This window comes from Pueribacillus theae (assembly GCF_003097615.1).
Lineage (GTDB): Bacteria > Bacillota > Bacilli > Bacillales > UBA6769 > Pueribacillus > Pueribacillus theae.
In genome coordinates, this window is the sequence record NZ_QCZG01000003.1 from 1 (window position 1) to 26,504 (window position 26,504).

The window sequence follows — 26,504 nt, forward strand, 5'->3', positions numbered from 1 at the left end:
TGGATTGCAGGCTTACCTAATTATATCAAGGTATATCTGCCTGTTTCAGTCTGCGAAAGTTGAGTTATTAACAAAAGATAACTTGTCCAAACAAGGCCGACTCTTTATCCCCCCTTTTTTTGTTTTTCTAGAATCATCTCATTTTAATTGCAGGTGGAACAATCAGTTTTTTTTGAATATTGTCCACCTTATGATTTTTTATTCTAATATAAAAAAAGTAGTTTGTAAAGATTCTTCATTTAATATTTTAAAATAGAAATGGAGCGAAACAATTGTTTAGAGCAAATGGCAGTATGATAGATAATTTTATTATGTTTTCATAGAAAAGACTTTTTGTTAAACTGTTGTCCTCCGTCAATCGAAACGACTTCCCCATTTATATAAGAAGCATCCTCTGAAAGAAGAAATGCAGCAAGTTTGGCAACTTCTTCTGATGTGCCAAGACGTTTCAATGGGACACTCTCAATTGTACGCTTTGCCGCTTCCTCTGAACCGAAGAGCCGATCAGCCCCGCCTGTATTTTCAATTGGCCCAGGAGCGATCGCATTAGCGCGAATGCCATATTTTGCACCCCATTCCACTGCAAGGGTACGAGTCATCGCCAATACTCCGGCTTTCGCGCTTGCCGAATGGACAACTCCTGGTGCTGCACCCCATGCATATGTAGCGAGCATATTCAGGATTGACCCGTTTTGGCCATTTTTTATCCAGTCTTTACCGACGGCATGTGTGCAGTAGAATGTACCGTTCAACACAATATTAATCACCGCATTCCATCCGTTTACTGTTAGTTCTTCGGCATCAACGATAAAGTTGCCTGCGGCATTGTTCACAAGATGATCGATTTTGCCGAAGGCTTCTTTTGTTTCATTTACCATGCGTTCCGCATCCTCTGGATTTCTTACGTCCATTTGTATGCCTATCACTTGGTTATTGCTTGGATCAATCTGTGCTTTTGCCTCTTCCAGTTTGTCTAGTTTTCTTCCTGTAATGGCAACGTTGGCCCCTTTTTCCACAAAATGTTTAGCCATTCCAAACCCCATTCCACTAGATCCACCCGTAATAATTACCGTTTGTCCCTTCATCTTTAGCCCTTCTTTCAATATTTTTTCAAATACTAATAGTATTTTAGCACGTTCAAACTTTTCTGAAAACAATGAAACCAATTTATTATCTGTTATACTGATTTTAAATTGTAAATATTTGATGTTTTAAATAAAGGAAGAAAAAATTTAGGGGGTACCTCATGTTAAATGAACTAGATGTTATTCCTATAACGATTGAATTGCCATTTAGGCTTAACCATGTGAACTGTTTTTTAGCTGAAGGGGAGAACGGCTGGATCATTATGGACACTGCGCTAAACAATGAAACAGCCCGATCCGCATGGGAGAAAGCTCTCCAAGGAAAAGAAGTGGATACAATATACATTAGTCATTATCATCCGGATCATTTTGGCTATGCTGGAGGCTTGCAGAAAAAAACAGGGGCGACGGTGTGGATGACAAAAATAGATGAAGAGAATGGGTTAAATTCGTGGGAGCCCGGACATCTCGATACACTCATAGACAATTATCGGCTTTTGGGAACGCCGGGTGAACTTTCTGGAGATATGTTTGAAAACACAGAGGATTTTGTCCAGCTTGTCACGCCATATCCAAACGTCCAGAAGCATTTTGAAGAAGGACAAATCGTACCTTTTGGGAAATATGAATATGAAGTATTTGAGACGCCGGGCCATTCTGAAGGAATGATTGTACTATTCAACAAAGAAAAAAGCGTTCTCTTCTCAACGGATCATATTTTGCCAAAAATCACACCGAATATTTCGTATTGGTTTCACGGCAACCCTAATCCGCTTCAGCAGTTTATTGATTCACTGCATAAAATAAAAAAACTTGATGCCGAATACGTCATTCCATCTCACGGCAAGCCATTTTTAGATGCGAATAAACGGATTGATGAGCTGATCGCCCATCACGATTCCCGTCTGAATGTTGTCATTGATCTGTTGAACGAACCTCTAACCGCTTTTGAAGTATGCCAAAACATGTTTCACAAAAAACTTACGATCCATGAGTCGCGTTTTGCACTTGGTGAAGCGCTCGCGCACCTGCAACATTTATATTTTAAAGGTGAAATCACAAAGCAGATTGTAGACGGTGTCTACCTTTTTGATCGTAAAAAGTGACTATTAAACGAACTTTCATTACGTGGGAGCCCTTTCATTTATAAACGTGCTATAATGGATTTGAACAGAAAAGCCGTCTTCATTTCTATGAAATAGCGAACAGGTGGAGGGATAACATGTCAGCCACAACGATTATTATTATTTCGATTCTTATTACGCTTGTTGTTTTATATTTGAGTGTTTGGGTCGTTGTTAAAGGGTATGCCTATAAACATACAGTTGATACAGATGAAGAAGCTAAAGCGCAGCACACAAATAACTTAAATGAAAAATAGGCTTGAGGGCGACCCCAAGCCTATTTTTTTATTAAGCTCTATTGATGGCTCCGCGGGTATGATTGACCTTCCGAGAAACAGATTTTCCTTTTGGGCAAAAACGTCCCCGATACTGCTCACTTACCAACATTGGCCATTCATAAACTTTTTGTTAAGTTTACTTACTTGCAGAAGTTAGGTGATCCTTTAATTGCTCACGCAATTCGCGCTTTAGAAATTTGCCTACTGACGTTTTTGGAATTTCTTCCATAAAAATGACATCATCCGGAAGCCACCATTTCGCAAACTGGGGCTCTAAATATTCAAGAATATCTTCTTTTGAAACACTGTCTTTATACGTATCTTTTAACACAACAGCCGCCACTGGCCGCTCTTGCCAACGTGGATGAGGTACTGCAACAACCGCCGCTTCAAAAACAGCTTCATGTGCCATAAGGGCATTTTCCAAATCAACGGACGATATCCATTCTCCTCCGCTTTTCACTAGATCCTTTGTACGGTCGACTAATTTAATAAATCCTTCTTCATCAATTGTTGCGATATCGCCTGTATGGAGCCACCCATCTTTCACTGTCTCGGCGGTTTTCTCAGGTTCTTTGTAATAGCTGTCAGTGATCCATGGGCCTCTAAGAAGTAATTCTCCCATATCTTCTCCGTCAGCTTTTACTTCCCCATTTTCGTTCACAATCTTTGCTTCAACTCCCGGGACGAGCAATCCTTGTTTTGCACGGATTTCAAGCTTTTCTTCATTAGATAGATCCTGTTGATAGCTTTTTAGGCGCGATACGGTTACGATTGGGCTTGTTTCCGTCATGCCGTAAGCATGAAGGAACGGAATATTGAATTTTTCTTCATAGGTGCGAATGAGGCCGAGAGGGGCAGCTGAACCACCACAGATGACCCTCGTTAAGCTTGACGTGGCGTATTTTCCTGTTTCAAGTTCTTGTGCAAGTCCAAGCCATACTGTTGGTACGCCGGCTGTTACGGTGACACCTTCTGAATCGATCAGTTCTGCAAGAATTTTCGGAGTAAAACTTGGTCCCGGCAACACCAGTGTAGTTCCGAACCATACTCCCGCAAAGGGCATGCCCCACGCATTCACATGAAACATCGGGACGACAGGCATTGCGATATCGGACTCTGATATCGCCAGCGTATCTGCCAATCCGAGCGTTATGCTGTGAAGCACGATGCTCCGGTGTGTATACAGCACCCCTTTAGGATTTCCAGTTGTTGCAGATGTGTAGCACATTCCGGCCGCCTCATTCTCATTAAGATCGGCTGGAAAAGCGTAATTTTCATCCCCTTCAGAAACGATTGCCTCATAGTGATAGACAGGGGCTAATGTCGTATCAGGCAGCTGCTCTTCATCCGTCATAATAACAAACGCTTTCACAGAAGGAATATTATCTTTAATTTGTTCGATCAAAGGAACAAAGTCTTTATCAATCAGCAAAATTTTATCTTCAGCATTTCGAATAATATACGTTAAGTGTTCGACTGATAATCGAATATTTATCGTATGCAAAACAGCCCCCATACTAGGTATTGCAAAATATGCCTCTAGGTGGCGGTGATCATTCCACGCCAGCGTCCCGATTTTATCGCCGCGAATCACACCTAGTTTCTCCAATGCGCTTGCAAGGCTTCTTGTACGCTTTCCAAATTGTGCATACGTAAATCGATTCATTCCGGCATGTGTTCTTGAAATGATTTCTTTTTTTGGAAAATATTTTTCTGCTCTCTCCAACAACGTATTCAATGTTAACTGCGTGTTCATCATGTGGCATTCCTCCATCTAATCGTTATGAGATAGTTTTAATTGTTAATTCAGAGTTTCATGTTTTTTGCGATGATCGTTTTCATAATTTCATTTGTACCTGCATAGATCGCCATGACAGGGATATCCCGATACCTTCTAGCAATCTTATATTCTTCCATATAGCCGTAGCCTCCATGAAGCTGCATGCATTCCGAAGCGATTTGTTTCGCCATATCGGTTATCCACCACTTTGCCATAGAAATCTTTGTTACGACATTTTCACCTTCCATATGCCGGGCAATCAATTGATCGAGAAATGCGCGGCTTACTTCAATCTTTGTTGCCATTTCCACAATTTTAAATTGCGTATTTTGAAATTTGCTAATCGGTTTTCCAAATGCCTCTCTGCTTTTTACATATTCAACTGTCGTAGAAAGCATTTCTTCAGATGCCACTTGTGCTGCAAGGGCAACGACAAGGCGTTCTTGCTGGAGCTTTTCCATCATATAATGAAAGCCTTCGCCTTCTTGCCCGATTACATTTTCTGCAGGAACACGGCAATCTTCGAAAATCAACTCAGCTGTATCTTGCGAATGCAAGCCAACTTTATCCAATTTTCTGCCTCGTGAAAAACCGGATGTTCCCCTTTCGATTGCCAAGAGGCTAATTCCCTTGTGTTTCGGTTCAGCTTTCGGATCGGTTTTGCAAGCGGCAATGACGAGATCTGATTGGATGCCGTTTGTAATAAAGGTTTTTTGCCCATTGACAATATAATGATCCCCGTCTTTGATTGCGGTCGTCTTAATATTGGCCAAATCGGATCCTGTTCCGGGTTCTGTCATTGCGATTGCTGTAATCATTTCACCCTTCACACACTTCGGTAGCCAACGCTTCTTCTGCTCCTCTGTTCCATACGTTGTAATGTATGGAACAACGATATCATTGTGCAAGCTAATTCCAATCATTGACGATCCAATTCGTTCAAGCTCCTCATTTATAACGATATTAAACCCCCAATCGACACCTGAGCCATTGTATGCTTCATCAACATCAGGACAGAGAAACCCTTGCTGTCCCATTTTTTTCCAAAAATCTCTCGGGATGATACGGTTCTTTTCCCACTCATCATAATATGGAATCGCTTCCGTTTCTAAAAATTTACGAAAAGAATGGCGAAATATATGATGTTCATCCGTTAAATACAAATGCTTCACAAAATTCCCTCCCGCCAAGTGGAAAATGAAAGCTTGACTGAATGAGCTCTCAGTTGATATGTTTATTGTAAGCGCTTTATAAAAAAGCGTCAATATATTTTCATAAAAAAGTAATTGTTTGGTCTAAATTTGCGAACAAGACAAATTTAGACTTATTTTTTTAAAAAAGAAAACACGCCTAAACGCTGACGTGTTTTCTTTTTTTGAGTTGGCGGGCATTAAGGCCCTCGCCGAAAGTTACGCTTTATTCTGTTTTTGTTGAAGTTAAATGATTTTCCAACTGTTCTCGCAATCCGCGTTTTAAAAACTTGCCAACCGATGTTTTCGGTATCTCATCCATAAATACGATGTCATCAGGGATCCACCATTTTGCAAATTGAGGTTTTAAAAAGTCAATTAATTCCTCTTTATCTATGTTTTCATAGCCTTCTTTTAATACAACACAGGCAACGGGACGTTCAAGCCATTTTTCGTGTGGAACGGCGACGACCGCTGCTTCAAAAACTGCCTCATGCGCCATGAGCGCATTTTCCAAATCAACGGATGAAATCCATTCTCCGCCACTTTTGATTAAATCTTTCGTACGGTCTACTAGTTTGATTGTTCCTTCTTCATCGATCGTTGCGACATCACCACTATGCAGCCAACCGTCACGGAAAGCTTCCTCTGTCCGTTCATCATTATAATATTCATCAGCAATCCATGGACCGCGGATGAGAAGTTCACCCATCTCTTTATCATTCCATGCAACTTCGCCTTTTTCATTCACTACCTTAATCTCAACTCCGGGGACGACTAAGCCTTGTTTTGCCCGAATATTTAATCTTTCTTCTTCCGGCAAGTCCTTTTGGTAACTCTTTAATGTTGATAATGAGACGAGCGGACTCGTTTCTGTCATTCCGTACCCATGGAAGAACGGAATGTTATACTTTGATTCATACGCTCGAATTAAACTTTTTGGTGCTGCTGATCCTCCGCAGAGAAATGCTCGAACATGAGAAGTGTCATAATCGCCTTTTTCAAGCTCTTGCAACAGCCCAAGCCATATTGTTGGAACTCCGGCAGAAATCGTTACTTTTTCCGATTCAATTAATTCAGCAAGCAGTTTTGGGGTGAAGTTCGGTCCAGGCAGTACTTGAGTCGTACCGAACCAAGTTGCGGCAAATGGCATCCCCCATGCGTTTGCATGAAACATCGGAACAATAAGCAGCGCAACATCCGACTCAGAAACCCCGATCGTATCAGCTAAGCCGATCGCTAAACTATGAAGGTATATTCCCCGGTGGGAATAGATGACACCTTTCGGATTCCCTGTCGTGGCCGACGTGTAGCACATGCCTGCAGGATCATTTTCATTGATATCAGTACGATACTGATAATTCGGATCTCCTTCCCTTAGCATCGCTTCATAGGAATAAACCGGTGATAATGTTGTTTCGGGCAGTTCATCGCGATCGCTCATAATGACATATTTTTCAACCGTTTTTAACTCATTTTTAATCGGCTCAATTAATGGGATAAGATCCTCATCAATAAGCAAAACTTTATCTTCCGCATGATTGATAATATAAATCAAATGCTCTTGTGAAAGCCTCAAATTAATCGTATGGAATGAAGCGCCGATATTTGGAATTGCAAAATAAGCTTCAAGGTGGCGATGATGGTTCCAAGCGAGCGTGCCAACCCGGTCACCTTTTTCAACTCCTAACTTCTCAAGCGCACTTGCAAGCCGCCGGGTGCGCGCACCAATTTCTTTATACGTTAACCGTTGTATGCCAGACAATGTACGCGAAACGACTTCCTTTTTTGGAAAGTATTTTTCTGCCCTTTCAATCATTGATACGAGTGTTAGTTGTGTGTCCATCATAACCGCATTCCTCCTATTTAAATAATTATGATAATATTGACTAATTTTTTATTGCTGAATATTTTTCGCGCAGTTGATATTTCAATATTTTTCCTGATGCATTTCTTGGTAAAACTTCTGCAAATATAATTTCTCGCGTATTTTATATCCGGCTAAATGCTTTCGGCAAAACGCTGTAAATTCGTCTTTATCAATGACTTCATTCTGCTTTGGCACGACAACAGCGGTTACAATCTCACCCCATATTTCATGAGGCAGGCCAATCGCTGCTGCTTCTAGCACTTGCGGGTGGGCACTCATTACATTTTCAACCTCGATTGAATAAACATTTTCGCCTCCCGTAATGATCATATCTTTTTTTCGATCAACGAGGGTAATGTAGCCTTCTCGATCAATGGTTGCTAAATCACCAGTATAAAGCCAACCATCTTTGAATGTCTTTTTCGTTTCCTCCGGTTTTTTATAGTATTCTTTCATAATAGTCTCACCGCGGAGGACAAATTCTCCGACTTCACCAGGCTTCACATCGTTCCCTTTATCGTCAACGACCCGTGCTTCCGTAAGAAACATGGCCTTACCACCTTTTCCAAGATGATCCTTGTGTGCCTCAGGAGGCAAACACACACCGCCAGGGCCTCCTTCAGTCAAGCCGCATAAATTATAAAATTGGTCAGTTTGGAACAATTGCATGCTTTTTTTCACTGTATCCGGCGCCATTGGTGCTGCTCCGTAGCCGCAGCGTTGAACTGAGGAAAGATCATATTCGTTTGCATTCGGCACTTGAAGCATAAACGTATACATCGCGGGGACAGCAAATAATAACGTGATCTTATGTTCATCGATTGCTTTCAATGTTTCGACAGGATGGAAATCACGGTGGATCACATGGGATGCGCCTAACCAAAATCCAGAAATTAAAAATAAATTTAATTGGGCCGAGTGAAATAACGGCGCCAAATGTAAAAGCCGGTCATTTGGATTTAATCCCATCATTACCGTCACACAAATACCAACATTCATTACACGCCTGTGGTCAAGAAGTACACCTTTTGGCTTCCCGGTCGTTCCGGATGTGTACAAGATTTCCAAGTCATCTGATTCATTAACTTTAATTCCCGGCTCATTCATCTCATTGGATAAAACGTCTATGTAAGCTAAATGTGTGGCATTCGTTGGTTTTCCAACTGTTACGATATGTCGAACGAGCGGCATTCCTTGAATCGCTTGTCCAATTAAGCTTTCGTACTCTTCATCACAAATCGCTAAAACGCTATCAGATTGTTCAAGAATGTATTTTACTTCACTTGCCACCAGTCGAAAGTTAATCGGCACGAGGACAGCGCCAATTTTTGCAGCCGCATAAAAGCAAATGGCGAAATAATCCGAATTCTTCATCATCAAGGCAACTTTTTCTTGCTTTTTTATCCCTAAATTTAGTAAACCATGTGCAAATCGATTGACTTCTTCATTAAATTCTTTGTACGTATACATCCGGTCCTCACAAGTAACTGCCCACTTGCCGGGATGCCGCCTTGCATTCATTGCCAAGCTGCTTCCAATATCCATCTCTGATCCCCCCTTTTTCTATTTGCAAAATTAATTCTCTATTAAAAAGATTCGTTCTTCTATCTATTGTAAGCGATTTCAGTCGATTTGTAAAAGACAAAAAATAAGCCAATTTATCATAAAAAATAAGATATATCCAAAAAAGGAGTATAAGTGCTGCCAGTCGTTGCTGAAGCTTATCAAACCTAATTGTTTAGCAATAAGCTCCGCCAAGACAGCCAGTATTCCAAGCATGATCAACATGGCCAGTTGATATATTCGGTTCGTCCTTTCAAATAAAACAAGAAATGTCACCGTTATAAGCGGAATAGCTAGAAGTGTAAAACCGATATGAATGGGAAAGACAGTTGGAAACGGGCGGGTTGGAAAAGAATACTGCCCAACGCCGACAAAGATCATTTCCAAATAAGTCGTTGAAAATGAGGCAAAAATGCCTGTAAATAAAAGCGGCTTAAGCTTCTTTGCGAAAGACGGCTTCTTTTGTGATAATCGCGATCTCAAGCTTCTCCAATGTTTCACAATAATCATTTTCAATCTCTCCGTTGCCTTTTTCTTCAAAATCAGCCAGTTCTTTTAGAATTTTAAAATCAGCGAACCAATCCCCTTTTTCAGCAGGGGCGTGGGCCGCGTTTTGCCAGCTGTCTTTAAGCTGTGGGCTGTATAACTTGGCGGCATTCTTTTGCAAGGTGCAGTTGTTTAGTTTCTTTACATATTTTTTGCCAGGCGGCAATTCTTTCACATCGTTGAATACATGTGGGAAAAAATCCTTTCTCGAACCTGTATGAGGATGTTTTTCTGCCCAATGAACAACTTTTTTTAACATCTCTTCATTCTCAAAAAGCAGCGAATAGAGACGTTTTCCGAGAGAAATCCGCTCGCTAAGAAAAGCAAAATGATGAATGGTTTCCCCGATTAAACCAACTTCCTTTTCATTTTTCAAATATGGGAATAAAACTTGATTTAGCCCCAGCAAATCTTGAAGCTGAAATTCGAATGAAAAAATAATGTGTTTTAAGAAATTGAAATTCTGTATCACTCTTTTTTCCAAATACGTCTGCTCATTAATTACTAATGCAATCGCAAGGAGTTTGTCATCCCTTTTCTCCAAATATCGATTCCAAACCCCTTCCATAAAAACAGAAACACCAAAATACGAAAGAAGATGAAACAAGCTGCTCCCGCTATTGACACTTTCTTCGTAAATCAGAAATTGCGGGTATACATCTTGAAAAATCAGCCAATTGCCTCTTTCCAAAAATGAAAAAAAATCGTTTTGTTCTTTTTCCGAAAGCAGCCTCGAAATGAGTTCCCCTTTTAAATCAGTCATATTCCAACCGCCATTTCGGGAAACCATGTGCCCTAAAAAAGCCCAATGAAGATTTGGATATCGCAAGTACATGTCAAAATAAGCGCTCGTGCGTGTAACATTATTTGCATTCAATTTGCCTGTTTGTTCACGAATCCGCTCAATAATCTCTTTCTCCGGGTTTGACAGCAGATGAAAAGGCATTTCGTTTTTGCGTTTTTTTATCGCCTTTTTTATTTCCTTTTTTAACTCAATGAACTCCGGCGGCAACTTTTGTGAAAATTTTTTACATATAAAGGACATCTTCCCACCCGCATTCGAACCTCTTTATTTTTGCTGAATAAATTAGAAGCAATGATGCTATAAGTGATGTTCAAAAACCCCCGTGTCTCACCAGACACCGTTTTGAACATCCTTTAAAAGGAAGGGTTCACACACATGGATATACACAATCGGGTCAGTGAAGAAATGAATCGGCTCGTTGATATATTGCGAAAAGACCAATCTCCTGACGGTGCATGGAGATACTGCTTTGAAGGTCCAATTATGTCTGATGCCTACATGATCATCATATTGCGGTCGTTGAACATTCATGACGAACAGTTAATCGAGCAGCTTGTCAAGAGACTACTATCGAAACAAGCGAATAACGGAGCTTGGAAAATCTACTACGATGAAGAAGATGGAAATCTTTCCTCGACGATTGATGCGTATTATGCATTGCTCTTCTCGGGAAAAATTGACCAAAACAATGAAAGGATGCAAGCTGCCAAGCAATTTATTATCGATAAAGGCGGGATCGGCGAGGCTGATTTATTAACAAAAGTTATTCTTGCTTGTACAGGAAATTATCCGTGGCCAAAATATATTCCCATTCCGATTGAAATGGTGTTGCTGCCTCTATCCTCTCCTATCAACTTTTTTGATATTGTCGGCTATACACGTGCCCATCTCGTTCCTATCTTGATCGCTGCAAATCTAAAATTTTCATTAAAGACTGCCCAAACCCCTGACTTATCTGAATTAATGTTTACTAGAGGCCAGACTTCAAAAACGCTGGAACGTTCTTTTTTTACCGCTTTTGAACAAATCAAACAGTGGATAAATCAATTCCCCTACTCCCCTTCGCGTATCCGGCATTCGGCCATCGAACGCGCCGAACACTATATGCTTGAACGGATTGAGCCGAACGGAACATTATACAGCTATGCGAGCACGACTTTTTTAATGATTTTTGCTTTACTGGCACGCGGCTATCGAAAAACGCATCCGATCATTTTACATGCGGTAAATGGTTTAAAATCGTTTCTTTCGGAAACAAAAGACGGCTTGCATTTGCAAAACTCCCCCGCTACTGTCTGGAATACCGCTTTGTTAAGTGATGCATTGCAAAATGCCGGGGTTTCACCGTACGATCCGATGATTCGGAAAGCGGGAAACTATCTTCTATCACGCCAGCAGACAAAATACGGAGACTGGGCCGTTCATAATCCGAATGTCCGTCCCGGAGGATGGGGATTTTCCGATATTAATACAATGGTTCCCGATGTTGATGATACATCTGCTGCACTCCGGGCAATAAGGAGGCTTGCTTTACATGACAAGGTCTACCGAAAGGCATGGAATCGGGGATTACGCTGGCTTATCTCTATGCAAAACGGAGATGGCGGCTGGCCAGCCTTTGAAAAAAACACAAACAAAAAACTCTTAACTTTGCTTCCGATCAAAGGGACTGAGGACATCATCATTGATCCTTCTTCAAGTGATCTCACAGGAAGGGCAATCGAATTTCTTGCTGACGATGCTGGATTAAAAACAGATAATAAAATCGTTAAAAAAGCGGTTCAATGGTTTAAACGAAATCAAAATGTCGACGGCTCTTGGCAAGGAAGATGGGGTGTCAACTACATTTATGGCACGTGGGCTGCTGTGACCGGATTAACATCTGTAGGTATAAGCAAAGATGATCCTTCTCTTCTCAAAGCAAAAAAATGGCTCATTGAAATCCAGAACGATGACGGCGGTTGGGGAGAATCTTGTCAAAGTGATATTTTAGGAGAATATATGCCTCTCATGAAGAGTACTCCGTCTCAAACCGCATGGGCAGTTGACGCTCTAATTGCCTTATCGGATCAAGATTCTTACAACATCCAAGAAGGAATTCTTTTGCTTACGGACCAACAGCGATTTGAACATTGGGCGAAATCGTATCCGACAGGCGCCGGACTTCCGGGCAGTTTCTACATTCATTATCATAGCTACCGGTACATTTGGCCGCTGTATGCGCTTGGCAATTATAGAAAAAAATTTCATGATTGAACAGCTTTTTCTAACTGGAAGATCCATAAAGGTTGCATCTTTTTATTGAAAAGTCAAAAAATAGTCTATATTATAGTAGTTAAGCATAATTTTGTTAAGAAAATAAATGTAAAAAACAAAAAGGGGAGAATGAAATGCGTGAAGCAGTAATTGTTGAAGCAGTACGAACGCCTACAGGGCGAAGAAATGGGGAACTCAGTGGCGTTCGTCCTGACGAGCTGTCAGCAAAAGTGCTCAAGGAACTAGTCAATCGAGCTGGCATTTCACCCGACATGGTTGAAGATGTAATTATGGGCTGCGTCTCTCAAGTCGGTGAACAATCGGGCGATATTGCAAGAGTAGCTTCCTTGATCGCCGGTTTCCCTATCCAAGTGCCTGGGACAACAATTGATAGGCAGTGCGGATCTAGCCAACAAGCCGTTCATTTCGCTGCACAAGCCATTATTGCAGGTGATATGGATGTTGTAATCGCAGGCGGAGTTGAAAGCATGTCTCGCGTCCCCATGGGATCGACCAGACAAGGCTCTAAATTAAGTGAGGAGCTTACTTCCAAATACGAAATCATCAATCAAGGCTTGTCCGCCGAAAGAATTGCTGAACAATGGGGATTCAGCCGGGAAGAGTTAGATAAATTTTCTGTTGAAAGCCATCAAAAAGCACATAAAGCCCAGGAAGAAGGAAGATTTGAAAGGGAAATTGTTCCGATTGATGTTACACTTCCAGATGGCACAAAGAAAACAGTGAAGCATGATGAAGGAATTAGGCCCGGAACAACTGTTGAAATATTAAGCGGATTAAAAACAGTGTTTAAAGAAGACGGCGTGATTCATGCTGGAAACTCGAGCCAAATTAGCGACGGCGCTTCCGCCCTATTGCTCATGTCCCGTGAAAAGGCGGAAGAATTAGGTTTAAAGCCTCGGTTCCGTGTACTCGCTCGTTCAGTAGTCGGATCAGATCCTACATTAATGTTGACCGGACCGATTCCTGCAACAGAAATGGTTCTTAAGAAGGCTGGCCTTTCGATTGATGATATTGACATTTTTGAAGTGAATGAAGCATTCGCACCAGTGCCTCTTGCTTGGCTAAAAGAAACAGGCGCAGATCCTAAAAAATTGAATCCGAATGGCGGTGCAATCGCGCTTGGACATCCACTTGGAGGCAGCGGTGGCCGTCTCATGTGTACACTATTGTATGAACTTGAAAGAACAGGCGGCCGATACGGCTTGCAAACGATGTGCGAAGGTCATGGAATGGCTAACGCGACGATTATAGAAAGACTTGATTAAATTCATTAGAGAATCAGCATCCGTTATCCCCCACTTAGAATTTTCTAGCGGGGGTCTTACGGACGAATAGAAAGATGACCAAAAGAACAAACAATTCAAAGATTGGGGGATTTTTACATATGGACATTCAAGAAACAGTTGCTGTAGTGACAGGCGGTGCCTCAGGATTAGGCGAAGCCACTGTAAGAGAGATCGCAGCAAACGGTGGAAAAGCGACAATCATTGATTTGAACGAAGATCGCGCCAACAATCTTATCCAAGAACTTGGCGATCAAGTGATGTTTGCAAAAGCAAATGTATCCGATGAAGAAGAAGTTCAATCGGCTCTTAATCAAACGGTTGAAAAATTTGGCAAGATCACAGCGGTTATCAACTGTGCTGGAATAGGGAACGGTGAAAAAACTTATAGCAGCAAAAATGGTCCACACAGCCTTGATAATTTTAAAAGGGTGATTGATGTCAACCTTGTAGGGACATTTAACGTCATCCGTCTTGCAGCCGAAAAAATGGCGCAAAACGACCCGAATGAAAACGGAGAACGCGGGGTTATTGTTAATACGGCTTCTGTCGCAGCCTTTGAAGGCCAAATCGGACAAGTATCTTACAGTGCTTCTAAAGGCGGGATTGTCGGAATGACGCTCCCGATCGCGAGAGACTTGGCAAGCGTTGGAATTCGGGTAATGACGATCGCTCCCGGATTATTTAAGACACCATTGTTTGAAAAGCTTCCAGACAAAGTATTTAATGCGCTTGAAGAGATGGTTCCCTTCCCTAAGCGTCTAGGAAACCCTCCGGAATACGCAATGTTTATCAAACAAATTATCGAAAACCCATACTTAAACGGAGAAACCGTCCGGTTGGATGGCGCCATCCGTATGCAGCCGAAGTAATAGAAACAAACAGCCTGATTCCAAAATTTACGGAATCAGGCTGTTATTATGATGACTTTCATATTCAGCATCCTTGATTCGAAAGATAGGCTTTATGCTACAATAGGGTTAGCAATAAGAAAAGGAAGTTGAAAAATTTGAAAACGGTTGTCACGACATTAAATGCAAAATATATTCACACATGCCTTGCATTAAGGTATTTAAAAGCATATGCAGCGCCAGAATTTGAGATTGAGATTAGCGAATATACGATAAAAGATCCTTCAATGAATGTTGTAACGGATCTTTTTATAAAACAACCAGATGTCATTGGTTTTAGCTGTTACATTTGGAATATCGAAGAAACAATTCCGATTATCAACATGCTTAAAAAAATAAAACCGGAATTAATCATCGTACTGGGCGGGCCTGAAGTTTCTTATGATACCAATTATTGGCTGAACCGCATTCCGGAAGTTGATGTAATTGTGATGGGAGAAGGGGAAGCAACTTTTAAACATCTGCTTGAAACCATAAAAAACAATGGTGACTTTGCAGATGTTCCCGGTGTTGCTTACCGCAGAGACGGGAAAAATAAATTTAATCTTCCACGGCCAAAGCTCAACCTGAATGACATCCCCTCCCCTTTTCGCTTTGAAGAAGATTTGCCTAGTCTCTCAAAACGCGTCACTTATGTTGAAACGAGCAGGGGCTGTCCCTATTCTTGCCAGTTTTGCCTATCCTCCATTGAAGTAGGCATCCGGTATTTCGATATTGAACGCATGAAGCAGGAATTGCTCTTCTTAATGGATAGCGGCGCCAAGACGATTAAGTTCGTTGATCGCACGTTTAATATTAAACGCGATTATGCACTAGAGATGTTTGAATTTTTGATTAAAAATTACCGTGACGGCTGCGTCTTCCAGTTCGAAATAACAGCGGATATTATGCGGCCGGAAGTCCTTGAATATTTGAACGAACATGCGCCAAAAGGATTGTTCCGTTTCGAGATCGGTGTGCAGTCAACAAACGATCATACGAATAAACTCATTAAACGAAGGCAAAATTTTAAAAAATTAGAACGAAACGTGATGATGGTAAAAGAAGGCGGAAAAATTGTCCAGCATCTCGATTTAATTGCTGGCCTTCCCGAAGAAGATTATGCGTCTTTCAGAAAAACGTTTAATGACGTGTTCGCTTTACGGCCTGAAGAATTGCAGCTCGGTTTTTTGAAAATGCTGCGGGGCACTGGATTAAGAATACAGGCTGATAACTGGAACTATGTGTATATGGATCATGCCCCATATGAAATGTTGTCGAACAATGTGCTCACCTTTTCGGAGATTGTCCTTATCAAACAAGTCGAAGACGTACTGGATAAATATTGGAACGATCATCGAATGGATCATACGATTGAATACTTGGTGAGCCATATATTCGAAACACCGTTTGACTTCTTTCAAACGTTTGGAACGTATTGGGAAGAACGGGGTTGGTCGCGAATCGGCCATCAGCTCGAAGATTTATTCAACCGGCTTCGGCAATTTTTAGAAAGCAAAAAAATAAAAGAAATTGATATGGTGGAAGGGCTTATGAAATTTGATTACTTAATGAGTCAAAAGCACAAGCCAAGAAAACCGTGGTGGCCGGATATGATTGAGAAAAATGAACGTTCATTGTTCTTGAATCGAATCGTTCAACATCCTAATTTGCTGGGCCAGCAATTCGCAGCTCTTAATCTTTCTGAAAAAGATATATTTAAACATACAGTTCTTGAATACATTCCATTTGACGTTCAACATTATAAGAAGACAGGCGAAATAAAAAACACGAAATCGCTAATGCTTGTCTTCTACGATCCAAAAAAACGGAAAGCAACCGCTTTTTCAGCAAAAATAGACGACATTAATAGGTTCATTGCTTAATTACTATTCAGTTAGATTGGAGAATCGTTATGTGTATCGTTTTCGCAGCTTACCAATCCCACCCAAACTACAAGCTAATAATTGCTGCAAACCGAGATGAATTTTACAAACGCCCCACGAAAGACGCACATTTTTGGGATGACGAACCAAACTTGCTCGCGGGGAGAGATTTAGAGCAAATGGGCACATGGATGGGCATATCGAAAAAAGGAAGATTTGCCGCGCTAACCAACTTTCGAAATCCCAAAAATATGGATCCGAATCGAAAATCTAGGGGGCATATCGTGCGGAATTTTTTAGCAGGTGAAGACTCGCCGAAAGATTTTTTAAATGAACTTCAAAAAGAGCGGGAACAATATCAAGGGTTTAATATTTTACTCGGTGACACACAATCATTTTATTACTATTCAAATGTCGAAAATAAAATAAAACAGCTTCAACCTGGAATATATGGGTTAAGCAATCACCTCTTGGACACGCCGTGGCCAAAGGTGGAAAAAGGGAAAAAACAACTTGAAACGTTGATTTCAACTCGGCATTCGATTGAGGAAGAAGATCTCTTTCGACTGTTAAGCGACGCTGAACCTGCACCAAAGGATCAACTGCCAGCTACAGGGGTGGCATCTGATTTGGAAGAAAAGCTTTCATCTATTTTTATAAAGACGCCTGATTACGGCACAAGGTGCTCAACTATTCTCACGATCAGCCATAACGATGAAGTTCATTTTACAGAACGGACGTTTCCTATAAAAAAGGATCGACATTTTCAATTTTTCATTCAAAAATAAAAGGAGCCTAGTGATGAAAGCTCCTTTTTCTTATAACTGATACCTATCGATTGTTATCATTATCTCTTTCTGTGTTGTTGTCAAGCATGTCACCTTCATCATTCTGCTCATTTGTGTCATCGCCATTACGGTCGTTTTCTAAAGGGCCGGCGTCATCAGGCGTAGTTCCATTATTATTGTCCATCGTTCCGTTATTGTTGTTCATTTGCCCGCCATTATTAGGGTTCCCTTGTTCATCATTGATACCCGGATTTGTGTCATCGTCTCCATTATTTCCACAGCCAACAAGAGCAACTGAAAGAGCTAGCGCCGTTGTTAATAAAATACCGCTTTTCTTCATGTTTTACACTCCTTAATAAAATATTTTCACCTTAGTTTTTGTATATTCCACGAAGAATATTCAAAATAAACATAGAAAAACTCCCCTGCTCTTTTTGCAAGGGAGTTTATAGGTTTTAAGAAGCGATACCACGGTCGAGTGATTGATAGCGTTTATTGTTAGTAGCAATCAGGTAAATGGCAATCACCCAAATAATAACCGCAATGATTGAACCGATGTTGAAGATGCCTTTTTCCGCTGTCCAAATGATGGAATATCCGACAGAGCCAAGAAGCAATGCATAATAGACGAACGGAAGCAATGTTTTACGGATAACATGCCCTTCTTTACCCATAAGGCCAACAACTGCTGAAGCTGCTACAACGTTGTGCACACAAATCATGTTACCAGCAGCCCCACCGATTGCCTGAATTGCAACCATCCAGCTCGGATCGGCACCGATTCGTTCACCGACTCCATATTGGAAATAGGAGAACATCATATTACTTACTGTGTTGCTGCCTGCAACGAAAGCGCCCAGCCCACCGATAAATGGAGCAAAAATTGGGTAAATGGAACCAGCTAAAGCGGCTACTCCATCGGCAAGCGCGATTGGCATTTGTTCATAACCCGCAGTACCACCGCTTGTATTAATGAATACTTGTACCATCGGAACTGTAAAAACAAGCGCTGTTGAAGCAGCAACGACCGTTTTCCCAGATTCTTTCCATGCACGGGCATAATCTGAACCATTCATTCCGTGCATAAAATATGTGATGACAGAAACAACGATAAAGATAAATCCTGGAGAGAAAAGAATTTCCCAATTTGAAGTAATGTCAGTTCCAAAAATATTCGGGATTGAAATTTTGGCTGCTTTAAGCCACCCACCAACTGGCGTAAGTCTTGTAATTAATAAAAGGATTGCGATTAAAACATACGGTGCCCAAGCACGAACCATGCTAATTTTGCCAGCGTAAAGATCATTATTTTTAATCTCTACGCGGCCTGTCCAAGTTGGATCCCAGCGATCTTTTGATTCAAAGTCCCAAATTTCGTCTTCCTTTGGCATAAGAAAGCCTTTTCTAGCGGCTGGAATGACGATAGCTAGTCCAATCAGCCCACCTACCATAGAAGGGAATTCTGGCCCAAGTGTATTTGCAACAATAATGTATGGAATTGTCATTGCAAGAGACGCGAATAATGCAAATTTCCAAACTTTTAGCCCTTCGCTAAATGATTTGTTTTTTCCAAAAAAACGTGTTAATAAACCTACCATGATCAAAGGGATTAATAATCCGCCAATCATATGGAGAAGCGCCGCTTTTCCAGTAACATCAAAAATGAATGCGCCTACATCAGTAATCGCAGGATGTGACTCGATGCCACTGCCAATTCCAGTAACGACAGGTGTTCCTACTGCTCCGAATGTGACTGGTGTACTTTGGATAACCATCCCGCAAATAACGGCTGCCATCGCCGGAAAACCGAGCCCAACTAAAAGTGGAACAGCTACAGCCGCCGGTGTACCAAATCCGGAAGCGCCTTCGATAAATGAACCAAACAGCCATGCAATAATTATGGCTTGAATTCGACGGTCAGGTGTTATATCTGTAAACCCCCGGCGAATCGTATGAAGCCCGCCACTTTCTTGAAGCGTGTTCAAAAGTAAAATGGAGCCAAAAATAATGAATAAAAGTGTAATTGCAGTGATGAGACCATGAACAGATGCAGCAGCTACTTGTGCAAACGATACCTTCCAAACAAACAGAGCCAGTAGTACAGCAACAATGTAAGAAAGCGGCATCGCTTTACTTGCTGGCCATTTCAGTCCGACAAGGAAAATACCTACAACAATAATCGGAAGAAACGCCAGAATCGCTAATGTTCCAGTTCCCATATAAATCCCCCTTTTTTAAAAAAATTATTTTATTATATTAAATAACAATACATTTTCCTTTTCTGTTAGGAAACAAAACAAGGAATATAGTATTGTTATATAACATATTACGCAAAAAAAGGAAGGGAAAAAATATTTTTTAACTTTTATAAATTTTTTCCTCCTTGATTAAAACAATTAGCCTTGCTTCACAGAATTGCGCAATTTTCCAATCCCGGCAATTTCACAGACGATTTCATCGCCGTCTTTCATAAACTCTGCGCCTAGTGGGCTGCCTGTTAAAATAACGTCTCCAGGCTGAAGCGTCATCACCTTAGACAAGTATGAAATCATTTTTCTCATTGACACAATCATAAGTGACACTGGACTATCTTGTTTTTTCTCGCCGTTAAGGTATGCTTCAACAACAACTTTATCAGGATCCAACTCGGTTTCTACAAAAGGCCCGATTGGCGTAAATGTGTCATACGACTTTCCAATCGCCCAGTGTCCATCCTCTCTAAAAAACTGAGGGGCAGTCACATCATTTGCAACGGTATACCCGAAAATATAAGAAGTGACTTCTTCTTCAGAAATGTTGCTCGCTTCTTTACCAATGACAACAGCAAGCTCAGATTCAAATTTCACTTCGTTGATTGCACTAGGAATAACAATTGGCTGCCCGGTTGGAATTGCAGAAGATAACGGTTTATAAAAGAACACCGGGATTTTTGGCAATTCGCTTGGCTTGTCCTCTTCCTTTGCAACATAATTCGCCCCGATGCCTATAATATGGCGCGGTGCAAACGGTACCAAAAGTTCGACAACGTCAAGATGAAATACTGTTTCTGTTTCTCTCCAATCTGAAAACATGTCGCCTTCGATTTGTTTGATTTCATTTCCATTTACAATTCCTTGCAATACGGCTTCTTCATTTTTCTTTCTAAATCTTGTAAATTTCATGACGTTACACTCCGATATGATGTAATTTGGGTGGGTCTACGAAGACCCAGCCCATTATTCGTTTTCCATTTTAAAGAGTTACTGTGCTTCCGCTTTCTTTAGTTCTTGCTTAATCTCTGCACAACGGCCTGGCTGAGGGAAAAGCTTGCCAGGATTTAGTAAATCTTCAGGATTGAATACAGAACGAATATTTGTTTGTGATTCAATCTCTTCATCTGTAAAGATAAAACGCATTTCAGCTGACTTTTCGATGCCGACGCCATGTTCACCGGTAATTGACCCGCCAGCATCAGCACAAACTTTTAAACATTCGGAGCCAGCCTTCGATGCGCGCTCGCTTTCGCCCGGAACCCTTGCGTCAAACAGGACGAGCGGGTGAAGGTTGCCATCGCCGGCGTGAAAAATATTTGCGATGCGAAGGCCGTATTTTTTGCTGACTTCACCAATTTTTGCAAGCACTTCAGGCAAACGCGTTCTTGGGATTACGCCATCCTGAACGAGATAGTCAGGAGAAATGGCACCCATTGCTCCGAATCCTGTTTTGCGGTTTGCCCACCAAAGTGCTCGTTCTGCTTCATCTTTCGCAACTTTTACTTCGCGGACATTATTATTTTTGCAGACGGTAAGAATTTCTTCGATTTGGTCGTCAATCCCAGCAGCAATGCCGTCCACTTCAATAAGCAAGAAAGCTGCGATATCTTTCGGATGTCCAACTGGAAATGCCGCTGCTTCAACACCTTCGATGGCCGTGGAATCCATCATTTCAAGCGCTGCAGGAATAATTCCGGCTGAAATAATATCTGAAACCGCTTGGCTCGCATCATTAATATCATCATAATAAGCAAGCACCGTCTTCTTGCCTTCAGGATTTTTTAATACCTTTACAGTAATTTTTGTAACGATTCCAAGCGTTCCTTCCGATCCAGTTAAAAGGCCGAGCAAGTCGTAGCCTGGCCGATCAGGGATTCCTTCTTCCCCTAATTGAATAATGTCACCATTCGGAAGAACGACTTCAAGGCCAAGAATATGGTTTGTTGTTACTCCGTATTTCAAGCAATGCGCCCCACCGGCGTTTTCCGCAACATTGCCACCGATTGTACAGGCGTACTGGCTTGATGGATCCGGTGCATAGTAATAGCCTTTATCTGAAATCGATTGTGTTAACTTCAAATTCACATAGCCCGGCTCAACAACTGCTTTTCGATTTTCCAAGTCAAGATGAAGCAATTTTTTCATCCTTACAAGGCTAATGATCACTTCACCTCCAAGAGGAGTAGCACCTCCGCTAAGGCCAGTTCCCGCTCCGCGTGCAATATATGGTACTTTAACACTGTTTAAGTACTTAACGATTTGGGATACTTGTTCCGTATTTTTAACGAAAACGACAGCTTTTGGCGTTCCTTTTGTCATCGTATAGCCGTCACATTCATAGGCAACAAGATCTTCTTTTAAGTAGAGAACGTCTTTTTCTCCAACGATCTTCATTAATTGGCGAACGATTTGATCAGGTTGTTGTTTTCTTGCTTTTTTCCTTAGCAAACCTTGCACCCCCTTACGACTTCACTAGATTTTTCGCTTCTTTTTTCTCTTTCTCATATGCCCAGTCAAGCAATTGGATCGTGTGAACGACTTTTTCACTTCTGCCATGTTTCTGCACGCCCATTGCAATTTGAAGCATACATCCCGGATTACCCATCGAAATCATTTCAACATCTTCAGGGATGTCATCGATTTTGCGATCGAGAAGCGCCCCTGCCATTTCAGGATGCGTAAGGTTGTAAATCCCCGCACTTCCGCAGCATCTGTCCGCATCAGGCAAATCGACCAATTCCACACCTGGAATTTCTTTCAAAAGCTGGCGAGGTTCAAATCGGACGCCTTGTCCGTGTGCCAAGTGGCATGCATCATGATACGTAATTCTCGTTTTCACTTCCGTTTGTGGACGTTTAAAATCATTGTCATATAGGAATTTTGAGATGTCTTCGACTTTTTCTGAAAATTCTTTTGCCATTGGAAGCATGTCAGGATCGTTGCGGAAGAGTTCGTCATATTCAGCAAGCGCGCATCCGCAACCAGCCGCATTTACAAGAACTTTATCGTAATCTTTGAATGCTTCAATGTTTTGTCTGGCAAGTGATTTTCCTGTCTCTCTATCCCCTGCATGGACATGAAGCGCGCCGCAGCAAGTTTGCTGTTTTGGCAGAGCGACTTCATAACCATTATGGGTAAGGACTCGAATTGTCGCTTCGTTAATGTCACTGAACATGACGTCCATGACACAGCCAGTAAGCATTGCAACCCGGCCCTTTGTTTCGCCTTCTGCAGGAACAATTTCAGGATATCTGCCAAGTACAGGCTTTCCAACCTTTGGAAGGATCGATTCCATGTCTTTTAAATGGGTTGGCAAAATGTTTAATAGGCCCGCCTTTCTTGCAACACTTTGAATGCCGCTCTTTTGGTACAGCCTCATTAAGCCGCCAAGTTTGCCCATGCGATTCGGATGCGGGAAAAAGCCTTTCAAAATCGTTTTGCTGAACGCACCGGGAATACCTGTTAATGGCATCGCTTGACGAATTTGTCCGCGTGCTTCCTCAATTAAGCCGCCAACTTGGACACTTGCCGGGCAAGCCGTTTCACATGCACGGCAGTCGAGGCAAGTGAAGACAGGATCAGCAAACGCTTCATTGACATCAATCTTTCCTTCTGCTACTGCTTTGATTAAATAAACACGGCCTCTCGGTGATTGATGCTCTTCCCCCGTTTCTTGATAAGTTGGGCATGCTTCAAGGCACATGCCGCAGTGAACACAGTCGGCCCACTTATTTTCATCAGGCGGGTCCTCCCAAAAATAGTTTCCTAGACTTGTCGTATGACAGGCCACATCCTGCTTCAATGGAATGGATAGTTTTTTCTCATCAACACTCATCTTAAATTCCCCCTACAAAACGCCCGCGGTTTAGGATTTTCTTCGGGTCATTCGCAAGCTTAATCCCTTCCAGCAATGCAAAATAACCTGGATCCTCTCCCCATGCGTCAATCGTTTCTCTTAATGCGAACGGCAAATGGGTGCACACAACGTACCCACGCTTCTCCTCTACTTTTGCCCGCAATGCTTTCGTGTAAGAAACAATATCTTCAGGAAAGCCTTTCACATAGACTCTTGAAATACCGTGGCCAAGACCGCCATGCGCTTCAATAGAGACATGGTATTCATGAGCGAATCGTTCGGCCGTTTCCAGGTTGCTGATAACGTCTAAGTTATTGCTTCCGATTTTCAATGCGGCTTGTGTGTTTGCTTCATTCTTTTCATCATTGTGTCCATTTGGCCCAATATGGCGGAAATTATGCCACCATTTCTTCGCTTCTTCTTGATTTAAATTTGCAAGTTCAACTCCGGCTGGCAAATTTTGCGCCACCCAGTCTTCCTGAGCCAAGACGGCCTTTTCCCGATCTTCAAATGAAATCGCGAGCGTGTAGGATGCTTTTCCTGTGAAACGCTCAGCAAGCGAAGGCGTCAAAAGTTCAAGAGAGACCGGTTCCATCGTCGAATCAAGAAGTTTAACTGCAAATTGACGGATTTCCTGTTCTTTCCCTTGAGGAAAATGAAGCAATGAAAGCCCCTCATATTTTGATATTGGACGAAGCTTGACCGTAATTTCGCTAATGACTCCCAATGTTCCCATTGACCCGATGAATAGCTTGTTCATGTCATAGCCGGCAACGTTTTTTACAACTTTTCCGCCAGTGCGAATCACTCTTCCATCCGCATAAACGATTCTTGTCCCAATCACGAGGTCTCTTGCTGAACCGTAAAGAAGCCTTTTCGGGCCGCTGTCATTTGCGGCGACAATCCCGCCAATCGTTGCAAGTTCTGGCCATGGAGTATCAAGTGCTACACGCTGGCCATGCTTCGCCAATTCATCAGAGATTTCTTTTAGCGTTGTTCCCGGTTTTACTGTTAGCGTCAAATCGCCAACCGAATGTTCAACGATTCCTTTATACTTCGCAAGCGACAATAAAATGTCTGCTTGTTTCTTTGTGCCACCGAAGCCGCGTTTCGTTCCGCCTGAAATAATATTTACTGTCTTGTCATGCTGATGGGCATAAGCAAGCACTTTTGAAATATCTTCTTCGGAAAGCGCTTCAATGATTTGGATTCCTCCATTGCCAAGAGGGTGCTCTTGCCCGTCATTGTTTTTAATTTGTTCTTTTGGCAATACCCCTTCTAAATTTGAAGAAATCATGTTGCCTTTCCCCCTTTTTGAAGTATAAATTTGCATCTGCGTCTTACTTGCTTACGCTTCGAAGTAGGCTTCCTCGGTGCAGGGCACTAACGGTGCATTTCAATGCAGCAGCCGTGCTCTTTCGCAAATTTAGACCGATCCGGCTTCTGTCCTCTGACTTCTAAAGAAAGGACGCGTCAGCGTTTTTCTTATTAATCCCATCAGTCGCCTGATTCGTTCAGATGATTGTCTAGAAGTTCCTCTACGTAAGTCAGGTGGTTATACATTGCTTTACGTGCTTTAATCGGATCTTTCGCTTTCATTGATTCATAGATGGCGATATGTTGTTCCGCAACATCTCTGGACAATTTCTCATCAGATAAAATAATCCGATGGCAAGCCATAATCCCTTTTTTCGTTGTTGTTGATACTGTATCCATTAAATCGACTAAAATTTCATTTCCGCTCGCTTCCGCAATGGCCAGATGAAAACGGTAATCCGCTTCCCAACCTTTCAACGTTTTTGCATTAACCAATTCATCGAGTTCTTTTTCCATGATGTTAAGCTGTTTTTCAGTCGCGTTTAACGCTGCCATTTCAGCAATGCCTGCTTCTAAAATTTTTCGAACTTGATACAGTTTGCTTATATCGCTCTTTTGGACGAGTAAGATATCTGGAAGCAACTGCGCTGTATCAAAATGACAGACAAAAGTCCCTTCCCCATGTTTCACGTTGACAAGCCCTCTTCCTTTGAGAGTTGTCAACGCGTCACGGACTGCTGATCGTCCAACGTCGAACAATTCACACATTTCTCTGACAGAGGGCAATTTTTCCCCCGGCTGAACGCTGCCTGAACGAATCCATTCTTCAATTTGTTCAACGACAATATCGGATACTTTTTTGCCTGAAATCTTCTCAACTTGGAGCATGACATACCCCTCCTGCTCTTTGGGAAGGTGATCGGTTATCAGATATCTGATAAGTTTAGTTCCATTAAATCATTGTACTATAACAATGTCAATTGGTTATTTTTCAAAAAAACAAAAAAAATAAAGTGCCCTGTTTCCAGGCACTTTCGATAATTATCACGCCGCAACGGTCCGCAGGATCCCCACTTATGGAAGTTTCGCTTTATGAAATCAGCAGGGAAAACAAATAAGTAATGGCACTTATAATCATAACGCCAGTAGTCATTAACAAAAAATCACTTGAATCGATCGTACTCATTTCTTCTACATTTGTCATGTCAGGCTCGCTATACATATTTTATTCCTCCCTCTGTAAATTTGATCCCTCCGTTTCGTTCTTAGTTTATTTATACCCATTACTTTCCAAGCTGAAACTAATTGCTGGAATTTTTTGCTTATTACTTACCGTTCTCAAACAACTGGCTAATAAAAAAATCAAGTATTGCATTTTTTACTTCACTTTTTAGCGGGTTTCCATCAGAATCATAAAATTCTACTTCTATTGCTTCATCGTTCATAAATTCAATTTGGTCGATTTGGATATTACCGTTCTTTTCAGGCTTTGTCATTTCTTCTAGCACGTTGGGATAATCGATGTCCTTGTCGTTTTCGGCTGTTCTATCTTTTGCAAATACTTGGGCATGTGCTGTTTCTTTTAGGTTGTCTCCTTTTCCAACAGAATGCACGATTCCAAATCCTAGTGCAACGCCTAATGATAGGATACCTATCCCTTTCAAAAACCTATGAAATAAATTCACAGTTATCACTCCTTAGGGCCCGGTTA

The 26,504-nt window shown here is 41.6% G+C and carries 23 protein-coding genes; 7 read left to right on the plus strand and 16 right to left on the minus strand.

Going from position 1 to position 26,504, the window contains the following annotated elements:
* Positions 1 to 317: 317 nt before the first annotated feature.
* Positions 318 to 1,085: a 2,4-dienoyl-CoA reductase gene (gene fadH, locus DCC39_RS02355; protein ID WP_116553281.1), complete on the minus strand. Its 768-nt coding sequence runs from the start codon at positions 1,083 to 1,085 to the stop codon at positions 318 to 320.
* Between the two features lie 161 nt (positions 1,086 to 1,246).
* On the opposite strand from fadH, the gene DCC39_RS02360 reads away from it, so the two are divergent.
* Both DCC39_RS02360 and ytzI read left to right on the plus strand, forming a co-directional pair.
* Positions 1,247 to 2,191: an MBL fold metallo-hydrolase gene (locus tag DCC39_RS02360; protein ID WP_116553282.1), complete on the plus strand. Its 945-nt coding sequence runs from the start codon at positions 1,247 to 1,249 to the stop codon at positions 2,189 to 2,191.
* A gap of 116 nt (positions 2,192 to 2,307) precedes the next feature.
* A complete protein-coding gene (gene ytzI / locus DCC39_RS02365) occupies positions 2,308 to 2,466 on the plus strand; it encodes a YtzI protein (RefSeq protein WP_116553283.1) in 159 nt (52 codons plus the stop codon).
* Positions 2,467 to 2,623: 157 nt separating this feature from the next.
* Here the strand turns inward: ytzI and DCC39_RS02370 are convergent, their stop codons facing one another.
* From DCC39_RS02370 to DCC39_RS02395, 6 genes are all read right to left on the minus strand, one after another.
* Positions 2,624 to 4,249 carry a long-chain fatty acid--CoA ligase gene (locus DCC39_RS02370; protein WP_116553284.1) on the minus strand — a complete coding sequence of 542 codons (1,626 nt, stop codon included), beginning with the start codon at positions 4,247 to 4,249 and terminating at the stop codon, positions 2,624 to 2,626.
* Between the two features lie 47 nt (positions 4,250 to 4,296).
* Positions 4,297 to 5,442: an acyl-CoA dehydrogenase family protein gene (locus DCC39_RS02375; protein ID WP_116553285.1), complete on the minus strand. Its 1,146-nt coding sequence runs from the start codon at positions 5,440 to 5,442 to the stop codon at positions 4,297 to 4,299.
* Positions 5,443 to 5,686: 244 nt separating this feature from the next.
* Positions 5,687 to 7,309: a long-chain fatty acid--CoA ligase gene (locus tag DCC39_RS02380; RefSeq protein WP_116553286.1), complete on the minus strand. Its 1,623-nt coding sequence runs from the start codon at positions 7,307 to 7,309 to the stop codon at positions 5,687 to 5,689.
* A gap of 81 nt (positions 7,310 to 7,390) precedes the next feature.
* Positions 7,391 to 8,875: a class I adenylate-forming enzyme family protein gene (locus DCC39_RS02385; protein ID WP_338066529.1), complete on the minus strand. Its 1,485-nt coding sequence runs from the start codon at positions 8,873 to 8,875 to the stop codon at positions 7,391 to 7,393.
* A gap of 78 nt (positions 8,876 to 8,953) precedes the next feature.
* Complete coding sequence (locus DCC39_RS02390) at positions 8,954 to 9,376, minus strand: CBO0543 family protein (RefSeq protein ID WP_116553287.1); 423 nt, start codon at positions 9,374 to 9,376, stop codon at positions 8,954 to 8,956.
* Positions 9,327 to 10,484, minus strand: a complete 1,158-nt coding sequence (locus DCC39_RS02395; protein ID WP_116553288.1) for a DUF2515 family protein — start codon at positions 10,482 to 10,484, stop codon at positions 9,327 to 9,329. Before DCC39_RS02395 ends, DCC39_RS02390 begins: the two co-directional genes overlap by 50 nt.
* Before the next feature lie 135 nt (positions 10,485 to 10,619).
* On the opposite strand from DCC39_RS02395, the gene shc reads away from it, so the two are divergent.
* The 5 genes from shc to DCC39_RS02420 all read left to right on the plus strand — a co-directional run bounded on the left by shc (position 10,620) and on the right by DCC39_RS02420 (position 17,368).
* Positions 10,620 to 12,500: a squalene--hopene cyclase gene (gene shc / locus DCC39_RS02400; protein ID WP_240613500.1), complete on the plus strand. Its 1,881-nt coding sequence runs from the start codon at positions 10,620 to 10,622 to the stop codon at positions 12,498 to 12,500.
* 134 nt (positions 12,501 to 12,634) lie between these two features.
* Positions 12,635 to 13,786 (plus strand): thiolase family protein, encoded by a 1,152-nt coding sequence (locus DCC39_RS02405; RefSeq protein WP_116553289.1) that lies wholly within the window; start codon positions 12,635 to 12,637, stop codon positions 13,784 to 13,786.
* 119 nt (positions 13,787 to 13,905) lie between these two features.
* Positions 13,906 to 14,676 (plus strand): 3-hydroxyacyl-CoA dehydrogenase, encoded by a 771-nt coding sequence (locus tag DCC39_RS02410; RefSeq protein WP_116553290.1) that lies wholly within the window; start codon positions 13,906 to 13,908, stop codon positions 14,674 to 14,676.
* Between the two features lie 137 nt (positions 14,677 to 14,813).
* Positions 14,814 to 16,580, plus strand: a complete 1,767-nt coding sequence (locus DCC39_RS02415) for a B12-binding domain-containing radical SAM protein (protein ID WP_116553291.1) — start codon at positions 14,814 to 14,816, stop codon at positions 16,578 to 16,580.
* A gap of 29 nt (positions 16,581 to 16,609) precedes the next feature.
* Positions 16,610 to 17,368: an NRDE family protein gene (locus DCC39_RS02420; RefSeq protein WP_116553292.1), complete on the plus strand. Its 759-nt coding sequence runs from the start codon at positions 16,610 to 16,612 to the stop codon at positions 17,366 to 17,368.
* Positions 17,369 to 17,411: 43 nt separating this feature from the next.
* Here DCC39_RS02420 and DCC39_RS02425 read toward each other — a convergent pair whose 3' ends face one another.
* The 9 genes from DCC39_RS02425 to DCC39_RS02460 all read right to left on the minus strand — a co-directional run bounded on the left by DCC39_RS02425 (position 17,412) and on the right by DCC39_RS02460 (position 26,478).
* Positions 17,412 to 17,708, minus strand: a complete 297-nt coding sequence (locus DCC39_RS02425) for a hypothetical protein (protein ID WP_116553293.1) — start codon at positions 17,706 to 17,708, stop codon at positions 17,412 to 17,414.
* 115 nt (positions 17,709 to 17,823) lie between these two features.
* Positions 17,824 to 19,587 (minus strand): L-lactate permease, encoded by a 1,764-nt coding sequence (locus DCC39_RS02430; protein WP_116553294.1) that lies wholly within the window; start codon positions 19,585 to 19,587, stop codon positions 17,824 to 17,826.
* Positions 19,588 to 19,764: 177 nt separating this feature from the next.
* A complete protein-coding gene (locus DCC39_RS02435) occupies positions 19,765 to 20,529 on the minus strand; it encodes a fumarylacetoacetate hydrolase family protein (RefSeq protein ID WP_116553295.1) in 765 nt (254 codons plus the stop codon).
* A 78-nt stretch (positions 20,530 to 20,607) separates the two neighbouring features.
* On the minus strand, positions 20,608 to 22,014 hold the full coding sequence (locus DCC39_RS02440; protein WP_116553413.1) for an FAD-linked oxidase C-terminal domain-containing protein: 1,407 nt from the start codon (positions 22,012 to 22,014) through the stop codon (positions 20,608 to 20,610).
* Between the two features lie 67 nt (positions 22,015 to 22,081).
* A complete protein-coding gene (locus DCC39_RS02445; RefSeq protein WP_116553296.1) occupies positions 22,082 to 23,455 on the minus strand; it encodes a (Fe-S)-binding protein in 1,374 nt (457 codons plus the stop codon).
* A gap of 1 nt (position 23,456) precedes the next feature.
* The gene (locus tag DCC39_RS02450; RefSeq protein WP_116553297.1) at positions 23,457 to 24,773 is read right to left on the minus strand and encodes an FAD-binding oxidoreductase; all 1,317 of its coding nucleotides are present in this window, start codon (positions 24,771 to 24,773) and stop codon (positions 23,457 to 23,459) included.
* A gap of 200 nt (positions 24,774 to 24,973) precedes the next feature.
* Positions 24,974 to 25,681: a FadR/GntR family transcriptional regulator gene (locus DCC39_RS02455; protein WP_116553298.1), complete on the minus strand. Its 708-nt coding sequence runs from the start codon at positions 25,679 to 25,681 to the stop codon at positions 24,974 to 24,976.
* 202 nt (positions 25,682 to 25,883) lie between these two features.
* The gene (locus tag DCC39_RS19565; RefSeq protein ID WP_276309875.1) at positions 25,884 to 26,015 is read right to left on the minus strand and encodes a hypothetical protein; all 132 of its coding nucleotides are present in this window, start codon (positions 26,013 to 26,015) and stop codon (positions 25,884 to 25,886) included.
* 103 nt (positions 26,016 to 26,118) lie between these two features.
* Positions 26,119 to 26,478, minus strand: coding sequence for a hypothetical protein (locus DCC39_RS02460; RefSeq protein ID WP_116553299.1), 360 nt, complete (start codon positions 26,476 to 26,478; stop codon positions 26,119 to 26,121).
* Positions 26,479 to 26,504 lie beyond the last annotated feature (26 nt).